The sequence below is a fragment of the Rhizobium sp. 862_C5_N1_2 genome (assembly GCF_051811205.1).
GTDB lineage: Bacteria > Pseudomonadota > Alphaproteobacteria > Rhizobiales > Rhizobiaceae > Rhizobium > Rhizobium leguminosarum.
In genome coordinates, this window is record NZ_JBPWPT010000001.1 from 2056509 (window position 1) to 2075817 (window position 19309).

At 61.7% G+C, this 19309-nt stretch carries 20 protein-coding genes and 1 riboswitch; of the genes, 10 read left to right on the plus strand and 10 right to left on the minus strand.

The genetic code is table 11. From position 1 onward, the window contains the following. Positions 1–55 precede the first annotated feature (55 nt). The 5 genes from ACD590_RS10440 to sugE all read left to right on the plus strand — a co-directional run bounded on the left by ACD590_RS10440 (position 56) and on the right by sugE (position 4861). On the plus strand, positions 56–2077 hold the full coding sequence (locus ACD590_RS10440) for an acetyl-CoA carboxylase biotin carboxylase subunit (protein WP_130652459.1): 2022 nt from the start codon (positions 56–58) through the stop codon (positions 2075–2077). A 114-nt stretch (positions 2078–2191) separates the two neighbouring features. Continuing rightward, entirely contained in the window at positions 2192–3319 is a 1128-nt protein-coding gene (locus ACD590_RS10445; protein WP_018246033.1) for an S-(hydroxymethyl)glutathione dehydrogenase/class III alcohol dehydrogenase, read from the plus strand. A 151-nt stretch (positions 3320–3470) separates the two neighbouring features. Beyond that, complete coding sequence (locus ACD590_RS10450) at positions 3471–3869, plus strand: hypothetical protein (RefSeq protein ID WP_018242144.1); 399 nt, start codon at positions 3471–3473, stop codon at positions 3867–3869. A 43-nt stretch (positions 3870–3912) separates the two neighbouring features. After that, positions 3913–4380, plus strand: a complete 468-nt coding sequence (locus ACD590_RS10455) for a YaiI/YqxD family protein (protein WP_018242145.1) — start codon at positions 3913–3915, stop codon at positions 4378–4380. Between the two features lie 166 nt (positions 4381–4546). Next, complete coding sequence (gene sugE, locus ACD590_RS10460; protein ID WP_018072208.1) at positions 4547–4861, plus strand: quaternary ammonium compound efflux SMR transporter SugE; 315 nt, start codon at positions 4547–4549, stop codon at positions 4859–4861. A 41-nt stretch (positions 4862–4902) separates the two neighbouring features. Here the strand turns inward: sugE and ACD590_RS10465 are convergent, their stop codons facing one another. The 7 genes from ACD590_RS10465 to crcB all read right to left on the minus strand — a co-directional run bounded on the left by ACD590_RS10465 (position 4903) and on the right by crcB (position 10510). Beyond that, a complete protein-coding gene (locus tag ACD590_RS10465; RefSeq protein WP_018242146.1) occupies positions 4903–5295 on the minus strand; it encodes a DoxX family protein in 393 nt (130 codons plus the stop codon). Positions 5296–5434: 139 nt separating this feature from the next. Continuing rightward, positions 5435–6967: an acyl-CoA carboxylase subunit beta gene (locus tag ACD590_RS10470; protein WP_018445240.1), complete on the minus strand. Its 1533-nt coding sequence runs from the start codon at positions 6965–6967 to the stop codon at positions 5435–5437. 107 nt (positions 6968–7074) lie between these two features. After that, positions 7075–7533: a hypothetical protein gene (locus ACD590_RS10475; RefSeq protein WP_168319113.1), complete on the minus strand. Its 459-nt coding sequence runs from the start codon at positions 7531–7533 to the stop codon at positions 7075–7077. A 67-nt stretch (positions 7534–7600) separates the two neighbouring features. Further along, positions 7601–8386 (minus strand): ATP12 family chaperone protein, encoded by a 786-nt coding sequence (locus tag ACD590_RS10480; RefSeq protein WP_334544354.1) that lies wholly within the window; start codon positions 8384–8386, stop codon positions 7601–7603. Between the two features lie 9 nt (positions 8387–8395). Further along, positions 8396–9049: an HAD-IA family hydrolase gene (locus ACD590_RS10485; RefSeq protein WP_439002525.1), complete on the minus strand. Its 654-nt coding sequence runs from the start codon at positions 9047–9049 to the stop codon at positions 8396–8398. Further along, the gene (locus ACD590_RS10490) at positions 9046–10038 is read right to left on the minus strand and encodes an RluA family pseudouridine synthase (RefSeq protein WP_439002526.1); all 993 of its coding nucleotides are present in this window, start codon (positions 10036–10038) and stop codon (positions 9046–9048) included. The genes ACD590_RS10485 and ACD590_RS10490 overlap by 4 nt, the downstream gene beginning before the upstream one ends. A gap of 94 nt (positions 10039–10132) precedes the next feature. Then, positions 10133–10510 carry a fluoride efflux transporter CrcB gene (crcB, locus tag ACD590_RS10495; RefSeq protein WP_018242152.1) on the minus strand — a complete coding sequence of 126 codons (378 nt, stop codon included), beginning with the start codon at positions 10508–10510 and terminating at the stop codon, positions 10133–10135. A 122-nt stretch (positions 10511–10632) separates the two neighbouring features. On the opposite strand from crcB, the gene ACD590_RS10500 reads away from it, so the two are divergent. Next, positions 10633–10899: a hypothetical protein gene (locus tag ACD590_RS10500; RefSeq protein ID WP_018242153.1), complete on the plus strand. Its 267-nt coding sequence runs from the start codon at positions 10633–10635 to the stop codon at positions 10897–10899. Between the two features lie 121 nt (positions 10900–11020). Here ACD590_RS10500 and ACD590_RS10505 read toward each other — a convergent pair whose 3' ends face one another. Then, positions 11021–12022 carry a DUF1775 domain-containing protein gene (locus ACD590_RS10505; protein ID WP_439020860.1) on the minus strand — a complete coding sequence of 334 codons (1002 nt, stop codon included), beginning with the start codon at positions 12020–12022 and terminating at the stop codon, positions 11021–11023. Positions 12023–12095: 73 nt separating this feature from the next. Continuing rightward, the gene (locus tag ACD590_RS10510; protein WP_018445234.1) at positions 12096–12476 is read right to left on the minus strand and encodes a hypothetical protein; all 381 of its coding nucleotides are present in this window, start codon (positions 12474–12476) and stop codon (positions 12096–12098) included. Between the two features lie 157 nt (positions 12477–12633). After that, a riboswitch (glycine riboswitch) is annotated at positions 12634–12726 on the plus strand. Between the two features lie 156 nt (positions 12727–12882). Here ACD590_RS10510 and gcvT point away from each other — a divergent pair. Genes gcvT through gcvP form a run of 3 tightly spaced genes read left to right on the plus strand, consistent with a single transcriptional unit; the run spans position 12883 to position 17269 of the window. Further along, entirely contained in the window at positions 12883–14019 is a 1137-nt protein-coding gene (gene gcvT / locus ACD590_RS10515) for a glycine cleavage system aminomethyltransferase GcvT (protein WP_115157506.1), read from the plus strand. 23 nt (positions 14020–14042) lie between these two features. Beyond that, a complete protein-coding gene (gcvH, locus tag ACD590_RS10520) occupies positions 14043–14405 on the plus strand; it encodes a glycine cleavage system protein GcvH (protein WP_017994172.1) in 363 nt (120 codons plus the stop codon). Next, positions 14405–17269 (plus strand): aminomethyl-transferring glycine dehydrogenase, encoded by a 2865-nt coding sequence (gene gcvP, locus ACD590_RS10525; RefSeq protein ID WP_018242158.1) that lies wholly within the window; start codon positions 14405–14407, stop codon positions 17267–17269. Before gcvH ends, gcvP begins: the two co-directional genes overlap by 1 nt. 291 nt (positions 17270–17560) lie before the next feature. Here gcvP and ACD590_RS10530 read toward each other — a convergent pair whose 3' ends face one another. Continuing rightward, positions 17561–18529, minus strand: a complete 969-nt coding sequence (locus ACD590_RS10530) for an SDR family NAD(P)-dependent oxidoreductase (RefSeq protein ID WP_115157504.1) — start codon at positions 18527–18529, stop codon at positions 17561–17563. A 95-nt stretch (positions 18530–18624) separates the two neighbouring features. Between ACD590_RS10530 and ACD590_RS10535 the strand changes: the two genes are divergently transcribed. Next, positions 18625–19248, plus strand: a complete 624-nt coding sequence (locus ACD590_RS10535; RefSeq protein ID WP_115157503.1) for a TetR/AcrR family transcriptional regulator — start codon at positions 18625–18627, stop codon at positions 19246–19248. Positions 19249–19309 lie beyond the last annotated feature (61 nt).

Genomic DNA, 19309 nt, shown 5'->3' on the forward strand with positions numbered 1-19309 from the left:
GCGTTCCGGTGTTTTGTGCGTAAAACTCCGGGATGCATTTCTGGGTGGAGTCTCCATGTTCAAGAAAATCCTGATCGCGAATCGCGGCGAAATTGCCTGCCGCGTGATCAAGACTGCGCGCCGCATGGGGATTCTGACCGTCGCGGTCTATTCGGATGCGGATCGGGACGCGCTGCATGTCGAGATGGCTGACGAGGCTGTGCATATCGGCCCGGCGGCGGCGTCGGAGAGTTATCTCGTCGCCGAAAAGATCATCGCCGCCTGCAAGGCGACGGGGGCCGAGGCCGTCCACCCCGGTTACGGCTTCCTCTCCGAACGCGCCTCCTTCTGCGCTGAACTCGAAAAGCAGGGCATCGTCTTCATCGGCCCGAAGCCGAAGGCCATCATGGCGATGGGCGACAAGATCGAATCGAAGAAATTCGCCAATGCCGCCGGTGTCTCCACCGTGCCGGGCCATCTCGGCATCATCGAAGATGCCGCCCATGCGGAAGTGATCGCTGGCGAGATCGGCTATCCTGTCATGATCAAGGCGTCGGCGGGTGGCGGCGGCAAGGGCATGCGCATCGCCTGGAACAAGGCTGATGTGCGTGACGGCTTCGAGCGCGCCCGCTCGGAGGCAAAAAGCTCCTTCGGCGACGACCGCGTCTTCATCGAGAAGTTCGTCGTCGAGCCGCGCCATATCGAGATCCAGGTGCTGGCCGACGCGCATGGCAACGTCGTCTATCTCGGCGAGCGCGAATGCTCGATCCAGCGGCGGAACCAGAAGGTCGCGGAAGAGGCGCCCTCGCCCTTCCTCGATGAAGCCACCCGTAAGGCCATGGGCGAACAGTCGGTGGCGTTGGCGAAGGCCGTCGATTACCAGAGCGCCGGCACCGTCGAATTCATCGTCGACCGCGACCGCAATTTCTATTTCCTAGAAATGAACACCCGCCTGCAGGTCGAGCATCCCGTGACCGAACTCGTCACCGGTATCGATCTCGTCGAGCAGATGATCCGGGTGGCAGCCGGAGAGCCCCTTCCCTTTGCTCAGGAGGACATCAGGCTCGACGGCTGGGCGATTGAGAGCCGGCTCTATGCCGAAGATCCCTACCGCAACTTCCTGCCCTCGATCGGCCGCCTGACGCGTTACCGCCCGCCGGCGGAAGGCAGGACCGGCAATGTCGTTATCCGCAACGATACCGGCGTCTTCGAGGGTGCCGAGATTTCGATGTACTACGATCCGATGATCGCCAAGCTCTGCACCTGGGCGCCGACCCGGCCCGAGGCGATCGACGCCATGGGCCGGGCGCTCGACGGCTTCGTCGTCGATGGCATCGAGCACAATGTGCCTTTCCTGTCGGCGCTGATGAAACATCCGCGCTGGCGCGAGGGCCGGCTGTCCACAGGCTTCATCGCCGAGGAATATCCCGATGGTTTTGCGCCGATGAAACCGGACCCGGCGGAAGAAGCCGTGCTTGCCGGCATCGCCCTCTCCGCCTCGCTGATCGAGACAAACCGCCGCGAACGTTTCGCCGATCGTCTGCGCGCCGCATCGGGCGCGCTGCGCGAGGAATGGGTGGTCAAGATCGGCGACAACCACGTCGCTGCAAGATTGCTCGACGGCCTCGTCACTATCCCCTTCGATATGGACATCGCGATCGAGGGGGCGATAGAGGGCGAGAGCAAGAGTGTTGTCACCGATTGGAGACCGGGGGATCCTGTCTGGAGCGGCAAGGTCGGCGGTCGCGACATCACCGCGCAGATTCGCCCCGTTCTGAACGGGTTGCGTATCGACTGGCAGGGGCTTTCAGTGATTACCAAGGTCTTTTCGCCGCGTCATGCCGAGCTCGACAGGCTGATGCCGGTGAAACTGCCGCCCGATACCTCCAAGCTCCTGCTCTGCCCGATGCCTGGCCTCGTCGTCGCCATCGCGGTTGCCGAGGGCCAGGAGGTCAAGGCCGGTGAGACGCTTGCGATCGTCGAAGCGATGAAGATGGAAAACGTGCTGCGCGCCGACCGCGATCTCGTCATCTCGAAGATCAATGCCGCGGCCGGCGAAAGCCTGGCCGTCGATGCCGTGATCATGGAATTCGCCTGAGAGGAAAAGACCGGGCGACCGGCCGTTTTCGCTTGAGCCGAGTTCGCCGACCATGCCAAGCTCAGCCCGATAAATCAGCTGGGAACCAACAAAAATCGACAGGGAGATGTGAAGATGGACGTTCGCGCCGCCGTTGCCGTTCAGGCCGGAAAACCGCTGGAAGTGATGACCGTGCAGCTGGAAGGGCCGCGGGCCGGCGAAGTGCTGGTCGAGGTCAAGGCGACGGGCATCTGCCACACCGACGATTTCACCCTGTCGGGCGCCGATCCTGAAGGCCTGTTTCCGGCCATTCTCGGCCATGAGGGTGCCGGCATCGTCGTCGATGTCGGCTCCGGCGTCACCTCGGTCAAGAAGGGCGACCATGTCATTCCGCTCTACACCCCGGAATGCCGCGAGTGCTATTCCTGCCTTTCCCGCAAGACCAATCTCTGCACCTCGATCCGCGCTACCCAGGGCCAGGGGCTGATGCCGGACGGAACGAGCCGCTTTTCGATCGGCAAGGACAAGATCCACCACTATATGGGGTGCTCGACTTTTTCGAACTTCACCGTGCTGCCGGAGATCGCCCTTGCCAAGGTCAATCCCGACGCGCCGTTCGACAAGATCTGCTACATCGGCTGCGGCGTGACGACCGGCATCGGTGCGGTCATCAATACCGCCAAGGTGGAGATCGGCGCCACGGCGATCGTCTTCGGTCTCGGCGGCATCGGTCTCAACGTGCTTCAGGGCCTGCGTCTTGCCGGTGCCGACATGATCATCGGCGTCGATATCAACCCTGACCGCAAGGCATGGGGCGAGAAATTCGGCATGACCCATTTCGTCAATCCGAAGGAGGTCGGTGACGACATCGTGCCTTACCTCGTCAACCTGACCAAACGCAACGGCGACCTGATCGGTGGCGCTGACTACACCTTCGACTGCACCGGCAACACCAAGGTGATGCGCCAGGCACTGGAAGCCAGCCATCGCGGCTGGGGCAAGTCGGTTATCATCGGCGTGGCCGGCGCCGGCCAGGAAATCTCCACCCGTCCGTTCCAACTGGTCACCGGCCGCAACTGGATGGGCACGGCTTTCGGCGGCGCGCGCGGCCGCACCGACGTGCCGAAGATCGTCGAATGGTACATGCAGGGCAAGATCCAGATCGATCCGATGATCACCCACACCATGCCGCTCGAAGACATCAACAAGGGCTTCGAGCTGATGCATTCAGGCAAAAGCATCCGCGGCGTCGTGGTGTACTAATGCATGACACAAAGACTGCGGGCTTGAAGTAAAACCGCTCGATACCCCAAAAATAACGGGCCTGATCTGCAGAGGGCTTCACCAAGTGTGAAGCCCTTTCATGTTACCGCTTCGGTGCTTGGCAATCGTGCTTCGCCAAAAGGGGGGCCCTATGATTTTTCGGACTATTATTTCGGCCTGTGCATTTGTGTTACTGCCCGCCATTGCATTTGCGGACCCCACAGGTTCCTACAAGGTCGCTGGCACCAGCGAGGACGGCAGCAAATATCAGGGCACCGTCAAGGTGCTTCGCAACGGCGAGACCTATATCGTCGACTGGATGATCGGCAAGAACGAGTCGATCGGCACCGGCCTCGGCGCAAAATTCAGCGGCGATCGTTTCGAAATGGGTCCGGCAAGCGACGAGGATACGGCGATCTCCGTCGGCTACGTCTCCAAGGAGAATTTCGGCATCGCCATGTATTTCGAGCAGCCGGACGGCAGCTGGCAGGGTGTCTGGACCTATGGCGGCTCGGAAAAGGTTGCGAGCGAAATCTGGACTCGCGAGTAATCCGCGCGTATCAGGCGTCGGCATTGAATGAGGTAAACAGCCTTTGATCTATGTCGACGCCGATGCCTGCCCGGTGAAGCCGGAAATCCTGAAGGTGGCCGAACGTCTCGGCCTCGAAGTCACCTTCGTGGCCAATTCCGGCCTGCGCCCCTCGCGCGATCCGATGATCCACAACGTCATCGTCTCCAACGCCTTTGACGCCGCCGACAACTGGATCGCCGAACGAGCCGGTGCGGGCGATGTTGTCGTCACCGCCGATGTGCCGCTTGCCGTACGCTGTGTCGCCGCTAGCGCCTTCGTCAGCGGACCCACAGGGCGCGTCTTCGACGAGACCAATATCGGCATGGCGAGCGCCATGCGCGATCTCGGCGCGCACTTGCGTGAAACCGGCGAGAGCAAGGGCTACAACGCCGCCTTCAGCCCGAAAGACCGTTCACGCTTCCTCGAAACCTTCGATCGCCTCTGCCGCCGCGCCAAGAGCCTTTCCGCCGAGGCTGGCGGGCAATCCTGATCCGGCTCCCAAGCCCGCAAGAAACGGGTGGCATGGCAGCCGTGCCGATTCCGACCTTGAACACCGCCGCCGCCTCACGCATATAGGCGTTATCGCAGACGACTGCGGCATCCTCCAGGATGCAACTGTCGCGGGGACGGCCTCGCTCTTGAACAAGGAGAGTCGCATGGCCTGGTTTCTGCTTTTTCTCGCCGGTCTTTTTGAATGTGGCTGGGCAATCGGCCTTAAATATACCGATGGTTTCACGCGGCCGCTGCCGACGGCGCTGACCGTCATATCCATGGTGGTGAGCATCGTGCTGCTCGGCCTGGCGGTGAAGCACCTGCCGATCGGCACCGCCTATGCGGTCTGGACCGGCATCGGCACGGTCGGCACCGTATTTCTCGGCATCTGGCTGCTCGGCGATGAGGCAAGTGTCTCCCGTCTTGCCTGCATCACTTTGATCGTCGCCGGCATCGCCGGTCTCAAGCTTACCGCCTGATGTCAGACTGAGGGGCGTCGCGACGCCCCTCAGTCTATCGTTCAGGCTGTCTTGCGGTTATCGACGGCAAAAGCGCCGGGACCGGAGAAGAACAGGTAGAGGAAGACGAAGCAGAACAGGATCGCGGCGTCACCCTGGTTGACGGCCGGGAAGAAGCTGTTCGGAGCATGCGCCATGAAATAGGCGACGGCCATTTCACCGGCGAGGAGGAAGGCGACAGGGCGCGTCAGCAGGCCGACGAGAATGAGGATACCGCCGATAAGCTCAAGAAGGGCGGCGAAAAGCATCAGCGGCGGCAGCGGGCCGGCCATCTGCGCAGCCGGGAAAGCGAAAAGCTTCATCGTGCCGTGTTCGATGAACAGCAGCGCGGTGATGATTCTGAGAGCGGCCAGCCCATAGGGGCGATAGGCAGAAAGACGCTCGAAAGTTGACATTAAACCTCTCCATTAAAACAATAAGAGCCGAGCGTTAGCCTGTCCCTCGCAAGGATTGAACACACGGATCGCTGACGGCCGTTCACTTTTTCGACAGCGGGTAAACACCCGATCGCGCAGCTTTGTTCGGCGGAAAACGTTAAAGCGGGATGTTGTCGTGTTTCTTCCACGGATTGGCGAGATCCTTGTTGCGCAGCATCTTCAGCCCGCGCGCCAGCCGCCGCCGGGTGGAATGCGGCATGATCACCTCGTCGACATAACCACGCTCGGCGGCAACGAAGGGCGAGAGGAACCGGTCCTCATACATTTTCGTATGGGCGGCGATCTTTTCGGGATCGGCGATATCCTTGCGGAAGATGATCTCGACGGCGCCCTTGGCGCCCATCACGGCGATCTGCGCCGTCGGCCAAGCATAGTTGAGATCACCGCGCAGATGCTTCGACGCCATCACGTCATAGGCGCCGCCGAAAGCCTTGCGGGTGATGACGGTGAGCTTCGGCACCGTCGCCTCGGCATAGGCAAAGAGCAGCTTGGCGCCGTGTTTGATGAGGCCGCCATATTCCTGCGCCGTACCCGGCAGGAAACCCGGCACGTCGACGAAGGTGACGATTGGAATGTTGAAGCAGTCGCAGAAGCGCACGAAACGGGCCGCCTTGCGCGATGCGTCACTGTCGAGCACGCCGGCCAGCACCATCGGCTGGTTGGCGACGAAACCGACGGTGGAGCCTTCGACGCGGCCGAAGCCGCAGACGATATTTCCGGCAAAACTCGCCTGGATCTCGAAGAAATCCCCCTCGTCCGCCACCTTCCGGATCAGTTCCTTGATGTCGTAAGGCTTGTTGGAACTCGCCGGCACCAGCGTGTCAAGCGAGGTGTCGATCTCTGTCACCGACTGGTAACATTCGATCTCGGGCAGCGGCGCGGTATTTGACAGCGGCAGGAAATCGATCAGCCGCCGTACCTGCAAGAGCGTTTCGACGTCATTGTCATAGGCGCCATCGGCAATCGACGAGCGCACCGTATGCACCACGGCGCCGCCGAGTTCTTCGGCCGTCACCGTCTCGTTGGTCACGGTTTTCACCACATCGGGACCGGTGACGAACATGTAGGAGGTATCACGCACCATGAAAATGAAATCTGTCATCGCAGGCGAATAAACGTCGCCGCCGGCGCAAGGACCCATGATCACCGAGATCTGCGGAATGACGCCGGAGGCGAGCACATTGCGCTGGAATACCTCGGCATAACCGCCGAGAGCCGCCACGCCCTCCTGGATACGGGCGCCGCCCGCATCATAGATACCGACAATCGGCGCGCGGTTCTTCAGCGCCATGTCCTGCACCTTCATGATCTTCTCGGCATGCGCTTCCGATAGCGAGCCGCCGAAGACGGTGAAGTCCTTGGCGAAGACGAACACCGTGCGGCCATTGACCGTGCCCCAGCCGGTGACGACGCCGTCGCCGGCAATCCGGCTCTTATCCATGCCGAAATCGGTGGAGCGATGTTCGACAAACATGTCGAATTCCTCGAAGGAGCCCTCATCGAGGAAGAGGTCAATACGCTCGCGCGCCGTCAGCTTGCCGCGTTTGTGCTGGGCGTCGATGCGTGCTTCGCCGCCGCCAAGGCGGGCAATGCCGCGGCGCCGTTCCAGTTCCTCGAGAATTTCCTTCATGTAATCTCCCTCGCCGCTGCGGGCGGCAATCCGGCGGTTGGATTATGCGCTAGAGCATGATGCCGAAAAGTGAGCGCGGTTTTCGGACAACATCATGTTCTAACTATTTAGCGCCCGCGCCCGCTGAGTGAGAAAACCGAGCGTATCCTTGCCGCGACGTCCTCGGCCAGGATCTCGTCGGCAAGCTTGGGATCAGCAGCAATGCTGGTCACGTCGAAGGCGCTGACGGCGATGACCGAGCCGTCCTCGACCGAGGCCGCGTCGATGCTGATCTTGGCGACGTTGCGGTCCTTCTGGAAGCCGAGGCCCTTTTGGATGGAAACCACGCGGATCGTCAGCACCACCCGCGGCAGCACGGTGTCGCGCACGGTGGCGTTGATCGCGGCGTTGACGCGGTCGTTGATGCCGGAAAGCAGCTCGGCCGGCATGTTCGGACCGGAGAGAACGACGGCGCTGCGCACATCATAGACCGGTGCCTCCGGCTTGGTGGCCGAGAGGCCGACGCAGGCCGTAAGCGCGATACAGACAAGTGCGGCCCGGCAAAAACACGACCTCAGCCAATTCATTGCAAAATCCCGCACCACCCCGTTGGAGTCGCAGACTTCGTCATAATGCATTGGAAGGCAATATGTTTCAGGCGCTTAGGGCGAAAAAAACATCCGCTGCCGCTTTGAACTCGGCAAAGCGCTTGGCCCGCCGCTCCTCGGCTTCCTCGTCGCTGCCCCAATGCTCGATCGTCCAATCCTCGTCGAGATGGGCAAGCGACCAGGCCTCCTCAGTCGTTACCCGGCCCTCGGCGAAGGCGAGCGCCAGGATCGCCGAGCCGGTCAGCGTGGTGACCGTGTGGAGCGCTGCAAGTGCCATCGGGCTATCATATCTCGCGAGCGTGACGGCGAAGGCGGCAGTCGCCTCGCGCGGCTGCTCCTGAGGCATCACCCCTTCGACGAGGATGAACCGGGCGCCGAGATCATTCGCCGCCCAGTCGATCACGGGATCCCAGTGCTCGGCCTGGCGTTCGACCAGAAGTTCCGGCTCCCCCGCTCGGTAGCAGATGAGGTCGCTGGAAGAAAAGCGCAGGATATCCTCGAAGATCGCCTGCGCGTTGGCGGCAACGCCGTCGAGTGCGGTGTTGACGAGCCGCGTTACCGGCATGCTCACGGGATTGATCTCCTCGCCCTGCGCCTGCCATTCGGCAGCGACAAGCTGCGCGAGCGCCTCGGTCGGAACGGCGAGAACCTGCCGTGCCGGCGTGCGCACCATCTTGCCGTCGAGCGTGATCGCAAAACCGCCCTCGTGTTCGGCAACGGAGACGTCGGTATAGAAGCGCTTGGGCAGCGGCTTCTTCATCTGAATCTGCGCGCGGCGGATGGGATCGGGATGGCTCAGGCCTTCGGAAAGGTCGTTCAGCAGATCGCGCATGGGCTCACCTCAAGAAAAATGACGCAATATCTCGTTCGGATGGTAGGCGATCGCATCAGCGCCGTTGGCGATCAGCTCATCCACGCTGGCATAACCCCAGGCAACGCCGATCGCCTTGGCGCCGGCAGCCTTTGCCATCTGCATATCGTAAACCGCATCGCCGATGACAATGGTGTCGGCAGCATTCATGCCGGTTTCATCGCAGCATTCCGTCACCATGGCTGGATGCGGCTTGGAGGGGCAATCGTCGGCGGTGCGTGCGACGATGAAATGCGCGTCGAAACCATGTGTCTCCATCACGAGCTTGAGCCCGCGGCGGGATTTGCCCGTCACCGCGCCGATCAGCAGGTCATCGCGCCCGCTGATCGCGTCGATCATCTCACGGATGCCGGGAAACAGCGGCTCCTTGTAATCGAGATCCTGACGCACGATCGAGAACAGCGATTTGTAATGCGCCGTCATGTCGATGTCATCCTGCTCCACATGCTGCCTGCCCTGCATGCGGGCAATCGCAATATCGAGGGACAGGCCGATAATGGCCTTGGTGTCTTCAAAGCGTGGTTCCGACTTGCCGAACTTATCGAAGGTCCTGCGCATGGTTTCATGGATCAGACCGGCGCTATCGACCAGTGTGCCATCGCAATCGAAAAGCGCCAGTTTCATTCGGCGTCCCTTTCGGCGTTGGCGAGATCGAGGCCGAGAAGATTCCAGGTCTGCACCATATGCGACGGCAGCGGCGCACTGATGCGCAGGCGCCCGCCGGAGGGATGCGGGATGTCGATGTGACGCGCGTGCAGATGCAGCTTCTTCTGGACACCGCCTGGAAAATCCCAATTCGGATCGTCGTCGAAATATTTCGGATCGCCGATGATCGGATGGCCGATATGCAGGGCATGGACGCGCAGCTGATGGGTCCGGCCGGTATAGGGTTCCATCTCCAGCCAGGCGAGGTTCTGGGCGGCGGTTTCGAGCACACGATAGAAGGAAACGGCGTGATCTGCTCCATCCTCGCCGTGTTTGGCGATACGCATGCGGTCGCCGTCGGCCGTCGGCTCCTTCACCAGCCAGGTCGAGATCTTGTCCTCGTGTTTGCGTGGCACGCCCTTGACCAGCGCCCAGTAGGTCTTCTTGGTATCGCGCTCGCGGAAGGCCGCCGTCAGCTTCTGTGCGGCACCGCGGGTGCGGGCGATGACGAGAACACCAGACGTATCGCGGTCGAGACGGTGGACGAGCCGCGGCTTCTCGCCCTTCGGGCTGGTCCAGGCTTCGAGCATCTGGTCGATATGCCTGGCGACGCCGGAACCGCCCTGCACGGCAAGACCGGGTGGCTTGTTGAGCACGATCACCTTTTCGTCCTCATGCAGCACCATGCGCGACAGCAGTTCGAAATCCGTCGAATGCTTGAGATCCTTGCCGGCGATCGGTCCTGACTTCAGCTTGGCATCGACATCCAGCGGCGGCACGCGCACCGTCTGGCCGGGCTGCACGCGCGCATCCGATTTGACACGTCCGCCGTCGACGCGCACCTGGCCGGAGCGCAGCAGCTTCTGCAGCGGGCCGAAACCGAGCCCCGGAAAGTGTACCTTGAACCAGCGATCGAGCCGCATGCCGGCTTCGTCGGGTTCAACCTTGATATGTTCAATGCCAGCCATAAAAAATCTTTCGGAAATTGCTGCGCGGGCCAAGCCGGCGTTCTTGCCGCAGCCTTTAGAGCATTTTCACGCAAAACGGAAACCGGAAAAGAGATCAGGCCAAAGCGCGCATGACAGCAAGGCCTGCGATGACGGCCGCCATCGATAGTCCGACGCTCGCAGCGATATAAATGCCGCCGGCAACAGCCTCGCCGCGTTCGAATAGCGAGATGGCATCCAGCGAGAAGGCCGAAAAAGTGGTGAAGCCACCGAGGAAGCCGGTGATCAGCAAAAGGCGCAGTTCCGTCGAGGCGTTAAACTTCCGCGCGATCAGCTCGGCGAAGACGCCAATGACGAAGCAGCCGACAACATTGACGGCAAGCGTTCCCCAGGGAAAGGCCGGCCCCATGAGACGTAGCGTCCACTGACCGACGTAATATCTGAGAACGGAACCGATAGCGCCGCCGAAGGCGACAAGGAGAGCCTGGATCATGAGCCGGATTTACCGCGTTGCGAAAGTGATTCCAATCGAGCTCATATGAATTCTTACCATTTTGTAAAATGCCAATGATTTTCTTATGATGGCGCCAAGATCATGCCGATACGGTGACTGGCATGACCCAGCTCCTGTCCATATCGGCCAACACCGCCGCTGTTGCTTTCGAGTCGCTCCGAATCCCGCAGCGTGTCGCGACGAGCACTGCGGCGCGCGACGCACGGCGGGTTGCCGACCGGCAGTTGAAGGCCGAAGGCACTGAGGAAATAGACGAGCCCTCCAGCATCATCCAGTCAACCGAAGTTGCGCTCGACTTGATGGCGAAGGGCAACCGCCAGCCGCAGTCCGGCCTGAAACAGGCGCTGCGATCCTACGAAGACTTCTGAGGCGATCGCCTTCCAAACGAAAGCCCGCGACTGCGATTGCTGTCGCGGGCTTTTTTTAACTACAGCGCCGCGCGTCTTTCCAGACGCGCAAAGGACGCTGTAGCACTTTGAATCGCTGCTCTCACTTGCCTTGAGCGGAGAGCACCTGCAGGACCAGATCGACCTTGCCGGCCCTTTCGAAGGTCAGCGTCACCGGCACCGTGTCTCCCTGCTTGAACGGCGTCTTCACCTTCTGGAACATCAGGTGCAGGTTGCCGGGCTCAAGCTTGACCGTCTCGCCAGCGGCGATGGCGATGCCGTCCTTCAGCTGGCGCATCCGCATGACGTTGTCCTTGGTCTCCATCTCGTGGATCTGAACTTCGCCTGATACAGGCGACGTCACGGACAGCAAGCGATCGTCCGTCTTGCCGTTGTTTTTCACCGTGAAAAAGCCGCCGCCGACCGGCTGGCCGGGCAGCATTGCCTTGGCGAAGCCGCCGGAAATTTCGAGATCGCCGGCCTTGACCGTTTCGCCAGCCGGTGCGGCAGCGGACATGCCGGACATGCCGGACATGTCCATGCCTGCCATATCGTCATGGTCGTGACCATGGTCTTCGCCGGCGACGACCTTCAACAGCGGCGCCGGGCTTTTCAGTCCATGCGCGTCGCCACCTTCCTTTGCCACCTGATCCCAGGCCGTGACCGTATCGCCGCACATCTGCGTCACCGGAAAGGCGAGCGAGGTGCCGGCCTCGACTCCTGACACTTTACCCTGGATGACGAAAGTATCGTAGAAATCGTCGGAGAGATTGCCGTTCTTCCAGCGCACTTCGATCGCGCCCGTCTTCACCTTGTCGCCGTGATTGTCGTAGGTCTTCTGGTAGTCGCCTTTAATCACCTCGAGCTCCCAGCCTGCCTTCGGCTGCGGCTTGGCGAAGACGAAGCCTTCCGGCAGCTTGACCCGCACTTCCGTGGTCGCCTTGCCGTCGCAGCCGTGCGGCACCTGCAGCGTGGCAAGAATGGTGCTGTCCTGCTTCGCCTCTCTGTCGAGGAAGGTCACATGCGCCTCGGCACTGGCAAAAGCGGTCGCGGAAAGAACGGCGGCAAGCCCGAATGTCTTGCCAAATGTCTTGATAGTTTTCATCGGATATCTCCTCGCCGGCCACGGACCTCTCTCGGGCGGACCGGCATGCTGCATCATGGGTTGCGGAAGCAGATCAGGCGAGGACGGGAGGTGCGCGGGAATTCGGCCGGCTGACGGCGCTTACGCTGGCAACGGCTGAAGTTTCGATCGGCGCGTTGATCAGCGCGGCGAGCTTGCGCTCGAGCCAGGAGCCCGCATCCGGCGCCGGCAGGATGACGGAGGCCGACAGCCGGCAGGCTTCGCAATTCGGCTTGAAGGCGACGGTCTTGCCGTCGGTGTCCTTCACGGTGACGCAGAGCGAGGCGAAGGTACCGTCAGGCAGCACATAGGCCGCTGCATCGTAGCCTTCGGAGGCGACAGCCTGAGGTGCCTGATGGGCGAGGCCAAGCAAAAGCAGGCTCAATGCGCAAAGCATGCGCAGGAAGAGCGTCGCTTTCAGTCCGGTCTGCCGCATGAGATCCCCTTCAAAAGCATGTCGCGATAGCCGGTTTCCCCACGGAATGCAAAAGCAGATTTGCCGCAGATCAGGGCTTGGCCGGGATATGGCGACAAAAAATTGTCCAGTCACGACATTTGGCCTTGCCAAGCGCCGCACCCGCCGGATAATTGCGCCAACCTTGTTGGGAGAAGCCGGTGCTTTCGCCACCGGTGCCGAAGGAGCAACCGCCCCGGAAACTCTCAGGCAAAAGGACCAGCAAGGGGCAGACGGAACTCTGGAGAGAAGCGTTCTCAAAACGCTCGCCGAAGGGATAACAATCTCAGGCAAAGGGACAGAGGGGGCTCAGGAGAGAAGTGCGCAGCCGCGCCTTCAGATTTGAGCCCGCGCCTTCGTGAGAAGGCGCAAACCCCGGAGGCGTCTTTTGGACGATACTGCTGCCCTGAAGAAAACCCCGCTGCATGCCCTGCATCTTTCGCTCGGCGCCCGCATGGTGCCGTTCGCGGGTTACGACATGCCGGTGCAATACCCCGCAGGCGTCATGAAGGAGCATCTTCATACCCGCGCCGAAGCCGGCCTCTTCGATGTCTCCCACATGGGCCAGGTCATCGTGAAGGCGAAATCTGGCAGCTACGAGGATGCGGCGCTGGCGCTCGAAAGCCTGGTGCCGGTCGATATCCTCGGCCTTGCCGAAGGCCGCCAGCGTTATGGCTTCTTCACCGACGATACCGGCTGCATCCTCGATGATCTGATGATCACTCATCTCGACGATCACCTTTTCATCGTCGTCAACGCTTCCTGCAAGGAGGCCGATCTCGCTCATCTGCAGGCCCATATCGGCGACCGCTGCGACATCACGCTCCTCAATCGCGCTTTGATCGCGCTACAGGGACCGCGCGCGGTCGAAGTTCTTGCCGAGCTCTGGGCCGACGTCGCGGCGATGAAATTCATGGACGTGCGCCATTGCCGCCTGCACGATGTTTCCTGTCTGGTCTCACGCTCCGGCTATAGCGGCGAGGACGGCTTCGAGATTTCGATCCCCGTCGACAAGGCCGAGGATGTCACCATGCGGTTGCTCGAACATCCGGACGTTCAGGCGATCGGCCTCGGCGCCCGCGATTCGCTGCGCCTCGAAGCCGGCCTCTGCCTCTACGGCAACGATATCGACACGACCACCTCGCCGGTCGAGGCGGCGCTGGAATGGGCCATGCAGAAGGCAAGGCGCGGCAACGGCGCGCGCGCCGGCGGCTTCCCGGGCTCTGGCCGCATCCTGTCCGAACTCGAAAACGGTGCTGCGCGCCGCCGCGTCGGCCTGAAGCCGGAAGGCAAGGCGCCGGTGCGCGGCCATGCCAAGCTCTATGCCGATGCCGAGGGCAAGATCGAAATCGGCGAGGTCACCTCGGGCGGCTTCGGCCCCAGCGTTGAAGGCCCCGTCGCCATGGGCTACGTGCCGGTCTCCCATGCTGCCGCAGGCACATTGGTCTATGCCGAGGTGCGCGGCAAATATCTGCCGACCACCGTCAGCGCCCTGCCCTTCGTCACACCGACCTACAAACGCTAAACCTTTTCCAGAGAGGACGAACAATGCTGAAATTTACCGAAGAACACGAATGGCTGAAGATCGAAGGCGGCGTTGCGACGGTCGGCATCACCACTTATGCCGTCGATCAGCTCGGCGACCTGGTTTTCGTCGAACTCCCGGAAGTCGGCGCAACCTTCTCCAAGAACGGCAATGCCGCGACCGTTGAATCGGTCAAGGCTGCTTCCGACGTCTATTGTCCACTTGATGGCGAGATCACCGAGGTCAATCCGGCCATCGTTGCAGATCCGTCGCTGGTCAATTCCGATCCTCAGGGCGCTGGCTGGTTCTTCAAGCTGAAGCTTGCAAATGCTGCCGACGCCGATGGTCTGCTCGACGAAGCGGCCTACAAGGAGCTCACTGCGTAATGACGACGCCGACAGAATTCCAGTTCACCGACTATCAGCCTTACGATTTCGCCAATCGCCGTCATATCGGCCCCTCGCCGGCCGAGATGACCGACATGCTGAAGGTGATCGGCTACAACAGCCTCGACGGCCTGATCGACGCGACGCTGCCGCCCTCGATCCGCCAGAAGGCGCCGCTCGTCTGGGGCGCGCCGATGACCGAGCGCGAGGCGCTCGACAAGCTGCGCGAGACCGCCAACAAGAACAAGGTGCTGGTCTCGCTGATCGGCCAGGGTTATTACGGCACGATCACACCGCCGGTCATCCAGCGCAACATCCTGGAAAACCCGGCCTGGTACACCGCCTATACGCCTTACCAGCCGGAGATCAGCCAGGGCCGCCTGGAAGCGCTCCTGAACTACCAGACGATGATCTGCGACCTCACCGGCCTCGACGTCGCCAACGCCTCGCTGCTCGACGAGGCAACCGCCGCCGCCGAAGGCATGGCGATTGCCGAGCGCGTCGCCAAGTCGAAGGCAAAGGCCTTCTTCGTCGATGCCGACTGCCATCCGCAGACCATCGCCCTCATCCGCACCCGCGCCGAGCCGCTCGGCTGGAGCGTCATCGTCGGCAATCCCTTCACAGATCTCGATCCTGTCGATGTCTTCGGCGCGATCTTCCAGTATCCCGGCACGCATGGTCACGTGCATGATTTTACCGGCCTGATCGCGCGCCTGCACCAGGCGGGCGCCATATCAATCGTCGCCGCCGATATCCTGGCACTGACATTGTTGAAATCGCCCGGTGAAATGGGTGCCGATATCGCCGTCGGCTCCTCGCAGCGCTTCGGTGTCCCGGTCGGTTACGGCGGCCCGCATGCAGCCTACATGTCGGTCAAGGATGCCATCAAGCGCTCCATGCCCGGCCGCCTCGTCGGCGTCTCCGTCGATGCCCGCGGCAACCGCGCCTATCGCCTGTCGCTGCAGACCCGCGAACAGCATATCCGCCGTGAGAAGGCGACGTCGAACATCTGCACCGCCCAGGTGCTGCTTGCCGTCATGGCCTCGATGTACGCTGTCTTCCACGGCCCGAAGGGCATCAAGGCGATCGCCCAGCAAGTGCACCAGAAAGCCGTGCTGATGGCCAAGGGCCTGGAAAAGCTCGGTTATAAGGTCGAACCCGACACCTTTTTCGACACGATCACCGTCGATGTCGGCCACATGCAAGGCCTCATCCTGCGTGCCGCCGTCGCCGAAGGCGTCAATCTGCGCAAGGTCGGCGAAACCGGGATCGGCATGAGCCTCGACGAACGCACCCGGCCGGCGACGCTCGAAGCCGTTTGGCGCGCCTTTGGTGGCAATTTCACTATCGCCGATTTCGAGCCCTCCTACCGCCTGCCGAAGGGCCTGCTCAGAACCAGCGATTACCTCACCCATCCGATCTTCCACATGAACCGTGCCGAAAGCGAGATGACGCGTTACATCCGCCGGCTGTCCGATCGGGATCTGGCGCTCGACCGCTCGATGATCCCGCTCGGCTCCTGCACGATGAAGCTCAATGCGACGGCGGAAATGCTGCCGATCACCTGGCCGGAGTTTTCCGACATCCATCCCTTCGTGCCGGCCGACCAGGCGCTCGGCTACCGCGAGATGATCGACGACCTGATCGAAAAGCTCTGCGCCGTCACCGGCTACGACGCCTTCTCCATGCAGCCGAATTCCGGCGCGCAGGGCGAATATGCCGGCCTGCTGACGATCCGCAACTATCATATCGCCAATGGCGACGGCCATCGTGACGTCTGCCTGATCCCGACCTCTGCGCATGGCACCAACCCGGCCTCGGCCCAGATGGTCGGCATGAAGGTCGTCGTCGTCAAGGTGCGCGAAAATGGCGATATCGATCTTGACGATTTCCGCGCCAAGGCGGAGCAGCATGCGGCAAACCTCTCCTGCTGCATGATCACCTACCCTTCGACGCATGGCGTCTTCGAGGAGACCGTCAAGGAGATCTGCGATCTGGTGCACGAGCATGGCGGCCAGGTCTATCTCGACGGCGCCAACATGAATGCCATGGTCGGTCTGTCTCGCCCCGGTGACATCGGCTCCGACGTTTCGCATCTCAATCTGCACAAGACCTTCTGCATCCCGCATGGCGGCGGCGGACCCGGCATGGGCCCGATCGGTGTCAAGGCGCATCTGGCTCCCTACCTGCCTGGCCATCCCGAAACCGACGGCCGTTCGGGTGCGGTCTCGGCCGCCGCCTTCGGCTCCGCCTCGATCCTGCCGATCTCCTGGAGCTATTGCCTCATGATGGGCGGCGAAGGCCTGACGCAGGCGACCAAGGTGGCGATCCTCAACGCCAACTATATCGCCACCCGGCTGAAGGGCGCCTATGACGTGCTCTACAAGTCGGCTGCCGGCCGCGTCGCGCATGAATGCATCATCGACACCCGTCCGCTGGTCGACAGCTCGGGCGTCACGGTCGACGACGTCGCCAAGCGCCTGATCGACTGTGGCTTCCACGCGCCGACCATGAGCTGGCCGGTCGCCGGCACGCTGATGATCGAGCCGACGGAAAGCGAGACCAAGGCCGAACTCGACCGCTTCTGCGAGGCGATGCTGGCGATCCGCGAGGAAGCCCGCGCCATCGAGGATGGCCGCATGGACAAGGTGAACAACCCGCTGAAGAACGCCCCGCACACCGTGGAAGACCTCGTCGGCGAATGGGATCGTCCTTACAGCCGAGAACAGGCCTGCTTCCCGCCCGGCGCCTTCCGCGTCGACAAATACTGGTCACCGGTCAACCGCGTCGACAACGTCTATGGCGACCGCAACTTGATCTGCACCTGCCCGCCGGTGGAAAGTTACGCCGAGGCAGCGGAATAGCGGTCAAGGCCGATGCTGTAGCGAAGGGCCGAACAATCCGAGCCCCTTCCATCATGGAAGGGGCTTTTCTAATTCTGATAGAGATGCGCGGTTAACCTCAGCCTCTAACCGTCTCTCGAAGCTCCGTTCGCCTGCGAACGTCATCTCTGGCATAACATGCTACGCCCTACGTAGCTCAACGTCAGAGCAGGTGTCTGGTTAGCCGCCGATCCAGGTTCAACTCCTCGGCAGGGGCACCAGTTTCCCAGTTCCCCTGCTCTCTATCAGCGTCGAAGCGTGCCGGTTTACGGCCTAGAAGCGCTCGCCGACCATATCCTCGCTTTTGGCCCACAATGCCCTGGCCGTCTCGGGATCGAGCGCGTAGGTGCGCACGCCTTCGGAAATCGGGCTGATCTCCGCATCCGTCACTTCGGAGATGTGGCAATTCTCGCAATATTTGCCGCCGACCGCGTCTGCCGGGGCGACGAAACCTGCCCAGACGGAGGTAGCCGCACCCTGAGGAATCGTCTTCCACCGGAAGGACGGCTTGCCCTCGGCGGCGAGTGCTGCGTTGATCTGCGTTATCATGCCTTCGATCATATTAGGGTCGAGATGACGGTCGAGTTCGGTCTGGATGCCGCCGGGATGCAGTGCCGTTACACGGATGCCGCGCTCCTTGAGGCGCCGGTCGAGTTCCACTGCGAACAGGATATTTGCGGTTTTCGACTGGGCATAGGCCGCCCAGGGCTCATAGGTCTTGCTCTCGAAATTGAGGTCGTCGAGGCTAAAGGGCGCCATGCGATGGGCCGAGGATGCGACGATCACCACTCGGCCGCCCGATTTGACGAGCGGTGCGATGCGGTTGACCAGCACGAAATGACCGAGATGGTTGGTGCCAAACTGCGTTTCGAAGCCATCGGCGGTGCGGCCGAAGGGAGCGGCCATCACGCCGGCATTGGCAATGACGACATCGAAGGGGCGGCCATCCGAAATGAGCGCATCGGCGCAGGCGCGCACGCTTGCCAGAGAGGCAAGATCAAGCTCGACGATATCCAGGCTGCCGCCATTGGCCGCACCGGCGCGCACGACTTCCGTTGCCACCCCCGCCTTTGCAAGGTCACGTGCCGTACCCACCACCTGCGCTCCATGGGCTGCCAGCACGCGCGCGGTTTCCACGCCGAGGCCGGCCGAAACACCCGTCACCAGAACTCGCTTGCCCTTGAGATCGACGCCGGCGAGCACCTCATCGGTGGTTGATGTCGCGCCAAAAAGTCCACTCATGATTATCTCCTTGATTATGGACGCACCGCTCCGGGCTGGTGGACCATTGCCCGCCGGCCTCAAATGAAATAAAAGGAGGATGCCTCCAGATAAATATGGAGGGCGCCTCCGGTTATCAAGGGGACTTCTCGGAAATGGCTGAAAAAAGTGACGGACCCACCGTCCGAAAGCCGCGTGCGGATGCCGAACGCAATCGTCTTCTGCTGATGGAAACGGCAAAGACCGTCTTTGCCGACAAGGGTTCCAGCGCCAGCCTGGAGGAAATCGCCCGCATCGCGGGCGTCGGCATCGGCACGCTCTATCGCCATTTCCCGACGCGCGATGCACTGGTTTCCGCCATCTACCGCAACGAGACGACGCAGCTTGCCGCTGCCGCCAAAAGTCTTGCCGATACACATCCGCCTGTCGAAGCGCTTCGCCTGTGGCTGGTGCAGTTCGTGGATTATGTCGTGACGAAACACGGCATGTCCGAGGTGCTGGATTCTTTGGTCGGCGGCACCTCCGAGCTCTATGCCGATTCTGCCGATTTGATCATAGGTGCCGTCAATCTGCTGGTGGATCGCGCAGTCGCCACCGGTGAAATCCGTCTGGCGATGGACCCGCTCGATATCCTGCGCGCCCTAGCGGGCGGCGCGAGCATCAGCTGTAGCCCCGCCTGGCGGGATGCGGCAAGGCAACTCATCGATATTCTGATAGCGGGCATGAAAGCCAGTCGCTGAGGCTGTCGTACCATCCGGCACGGCCGTCTCAGATGGAGTTGCGCAAGAATGGCAACATCGA

Excerpts from the sequence above, each read along its gene's own strand:
- ACD590_RS10535 (WP_115157503.1), top strand. The coding sequence starts at position 18,625 with ATGGAGGGCGCCTCCGGTTATCAAGGGGACTTCTCGGAAATGGCTGAA.
- ACD590_RS10500 (WP_018242153.1), top strand. The coding sequence starts at position 10,633 with ATGACCCAGCTCCTGTCCATATCGGCCAACACCGCCGCTGTTGCTTTC.
- ACD590_RS10505 (WP_439020860.1), bottom strand. The coding sequence starts at position 12,022 with ATGAAAACTATCAAGACATTTGGCAAGACATTCGGGCTTGCCGCCGTT.
- ACD590_RS10530 (WP_115157504.1), bottom strand. The coding sequence starts at position 18,529 with ATGAGTGGACTTTTTGGCGCGACATCAACCACCGATGAGGTGCTCGCC.
- ACD590_RS10480 (WP_334544354.1), bottom strand. The coding sequence starts at position 8,386 with ATGCGCGATCTGCTGAACGACCTTTCCGAAGGCCTGAGCCATCCCGAT.
- gcvH (WP_017994172.1), top strand. The coding sequence starts at position 14,043 with ATGCTGAAATTTACCGAAGAACACGAATGGCTGAAGATCGAAGGCGGC.
- ACD590_RS10475 (WP_168319113.1), bottom strand. The coding sequence starts at position 7,533 with ATGAATTGGCTGAGGTCGTGTTTTTGCCGGGCCGCACTTGTCTGTATC.
- ACD590_RS10510 (WP_018445234.1), bottom strand. The coding sequence starts at position 12,476 with ATGCGGCAGACCGGACTGAAAGCGACGCTCTTCCTGCGCATGCTTTGC.
- ACD590_RS10470 (WP_018445240.1), bottom strand. The coding sequence starts at position 6,967 with ATGAAGGAAATTCTCGAGGAACTGGAACGGCGCCGCGGCATTGCCCGC.
- ACD590_RS10450 (WP_018242144.1), top strand. The coding sequence starts at position 3,471 with ATGATTTTTCGGACTATTATTTCGGCCTGTGCATTTGTGTTACTGCCC.
- ACD590_RS10465 (WP_018242146.1), bottom strand. The coding sequence starts at position 5,295 with ATGTCAACTTTCGAGCGTCTTTCTGCCTATCGCCCCTATGGGCTGGCC.
- ACD590_RS10490 (WP_439002526.1), bottom strand. The coding sequence starts at position 10,038 with ATGGCTGGCATTGAACATATCAAGGTTGAACCCGACGAAGCCGGCATG.
- crcB (WP_018242152.1), bottom strand. The coding sequence starts at position 10,510 with ATGATCCAGGCTCTCCTTGTCGCCTTCGGCGGCGCTATCGGTTCCGTT.
- ACD590_RS10445 (WP_018246033.1), top strand. The coding sequence starts at position 2,192 with ATGGACGTTCGCGCCGCCGTTGCCGTTCAGGCCGGAAAACCGCTGGAA.
- ACD590_RS10440 (WP_130652459.1), top strand. The coding sequence starts at position 56 with ATGTTCAAGAAAATCCTGATCGCGAATCGCGGCGAAATTGCCTGCCGC.
- ACD590_RS10485 (WP_439002525.1), bottom strand. The coding sequence starts at position 9,049 with ATGAAACTGGCGCTTTTCGATTGCGATGGCACACTGGTCGATAGCGCC.
- gcvP (WP_018242158.1), top strand. The coding sequence starts at position 14,405 with ATGACGACGCCGACAGAATTCCAGTTCACCGACTATCAGCCTTACGAT.
- sugE (WP_018072208.1), top strand. The coding sequence starts at position 4,547 with ATGGCCTGGTTTCTGCTTTTTCTCGCCGGTCTTTTTGAATGTGGCTGG.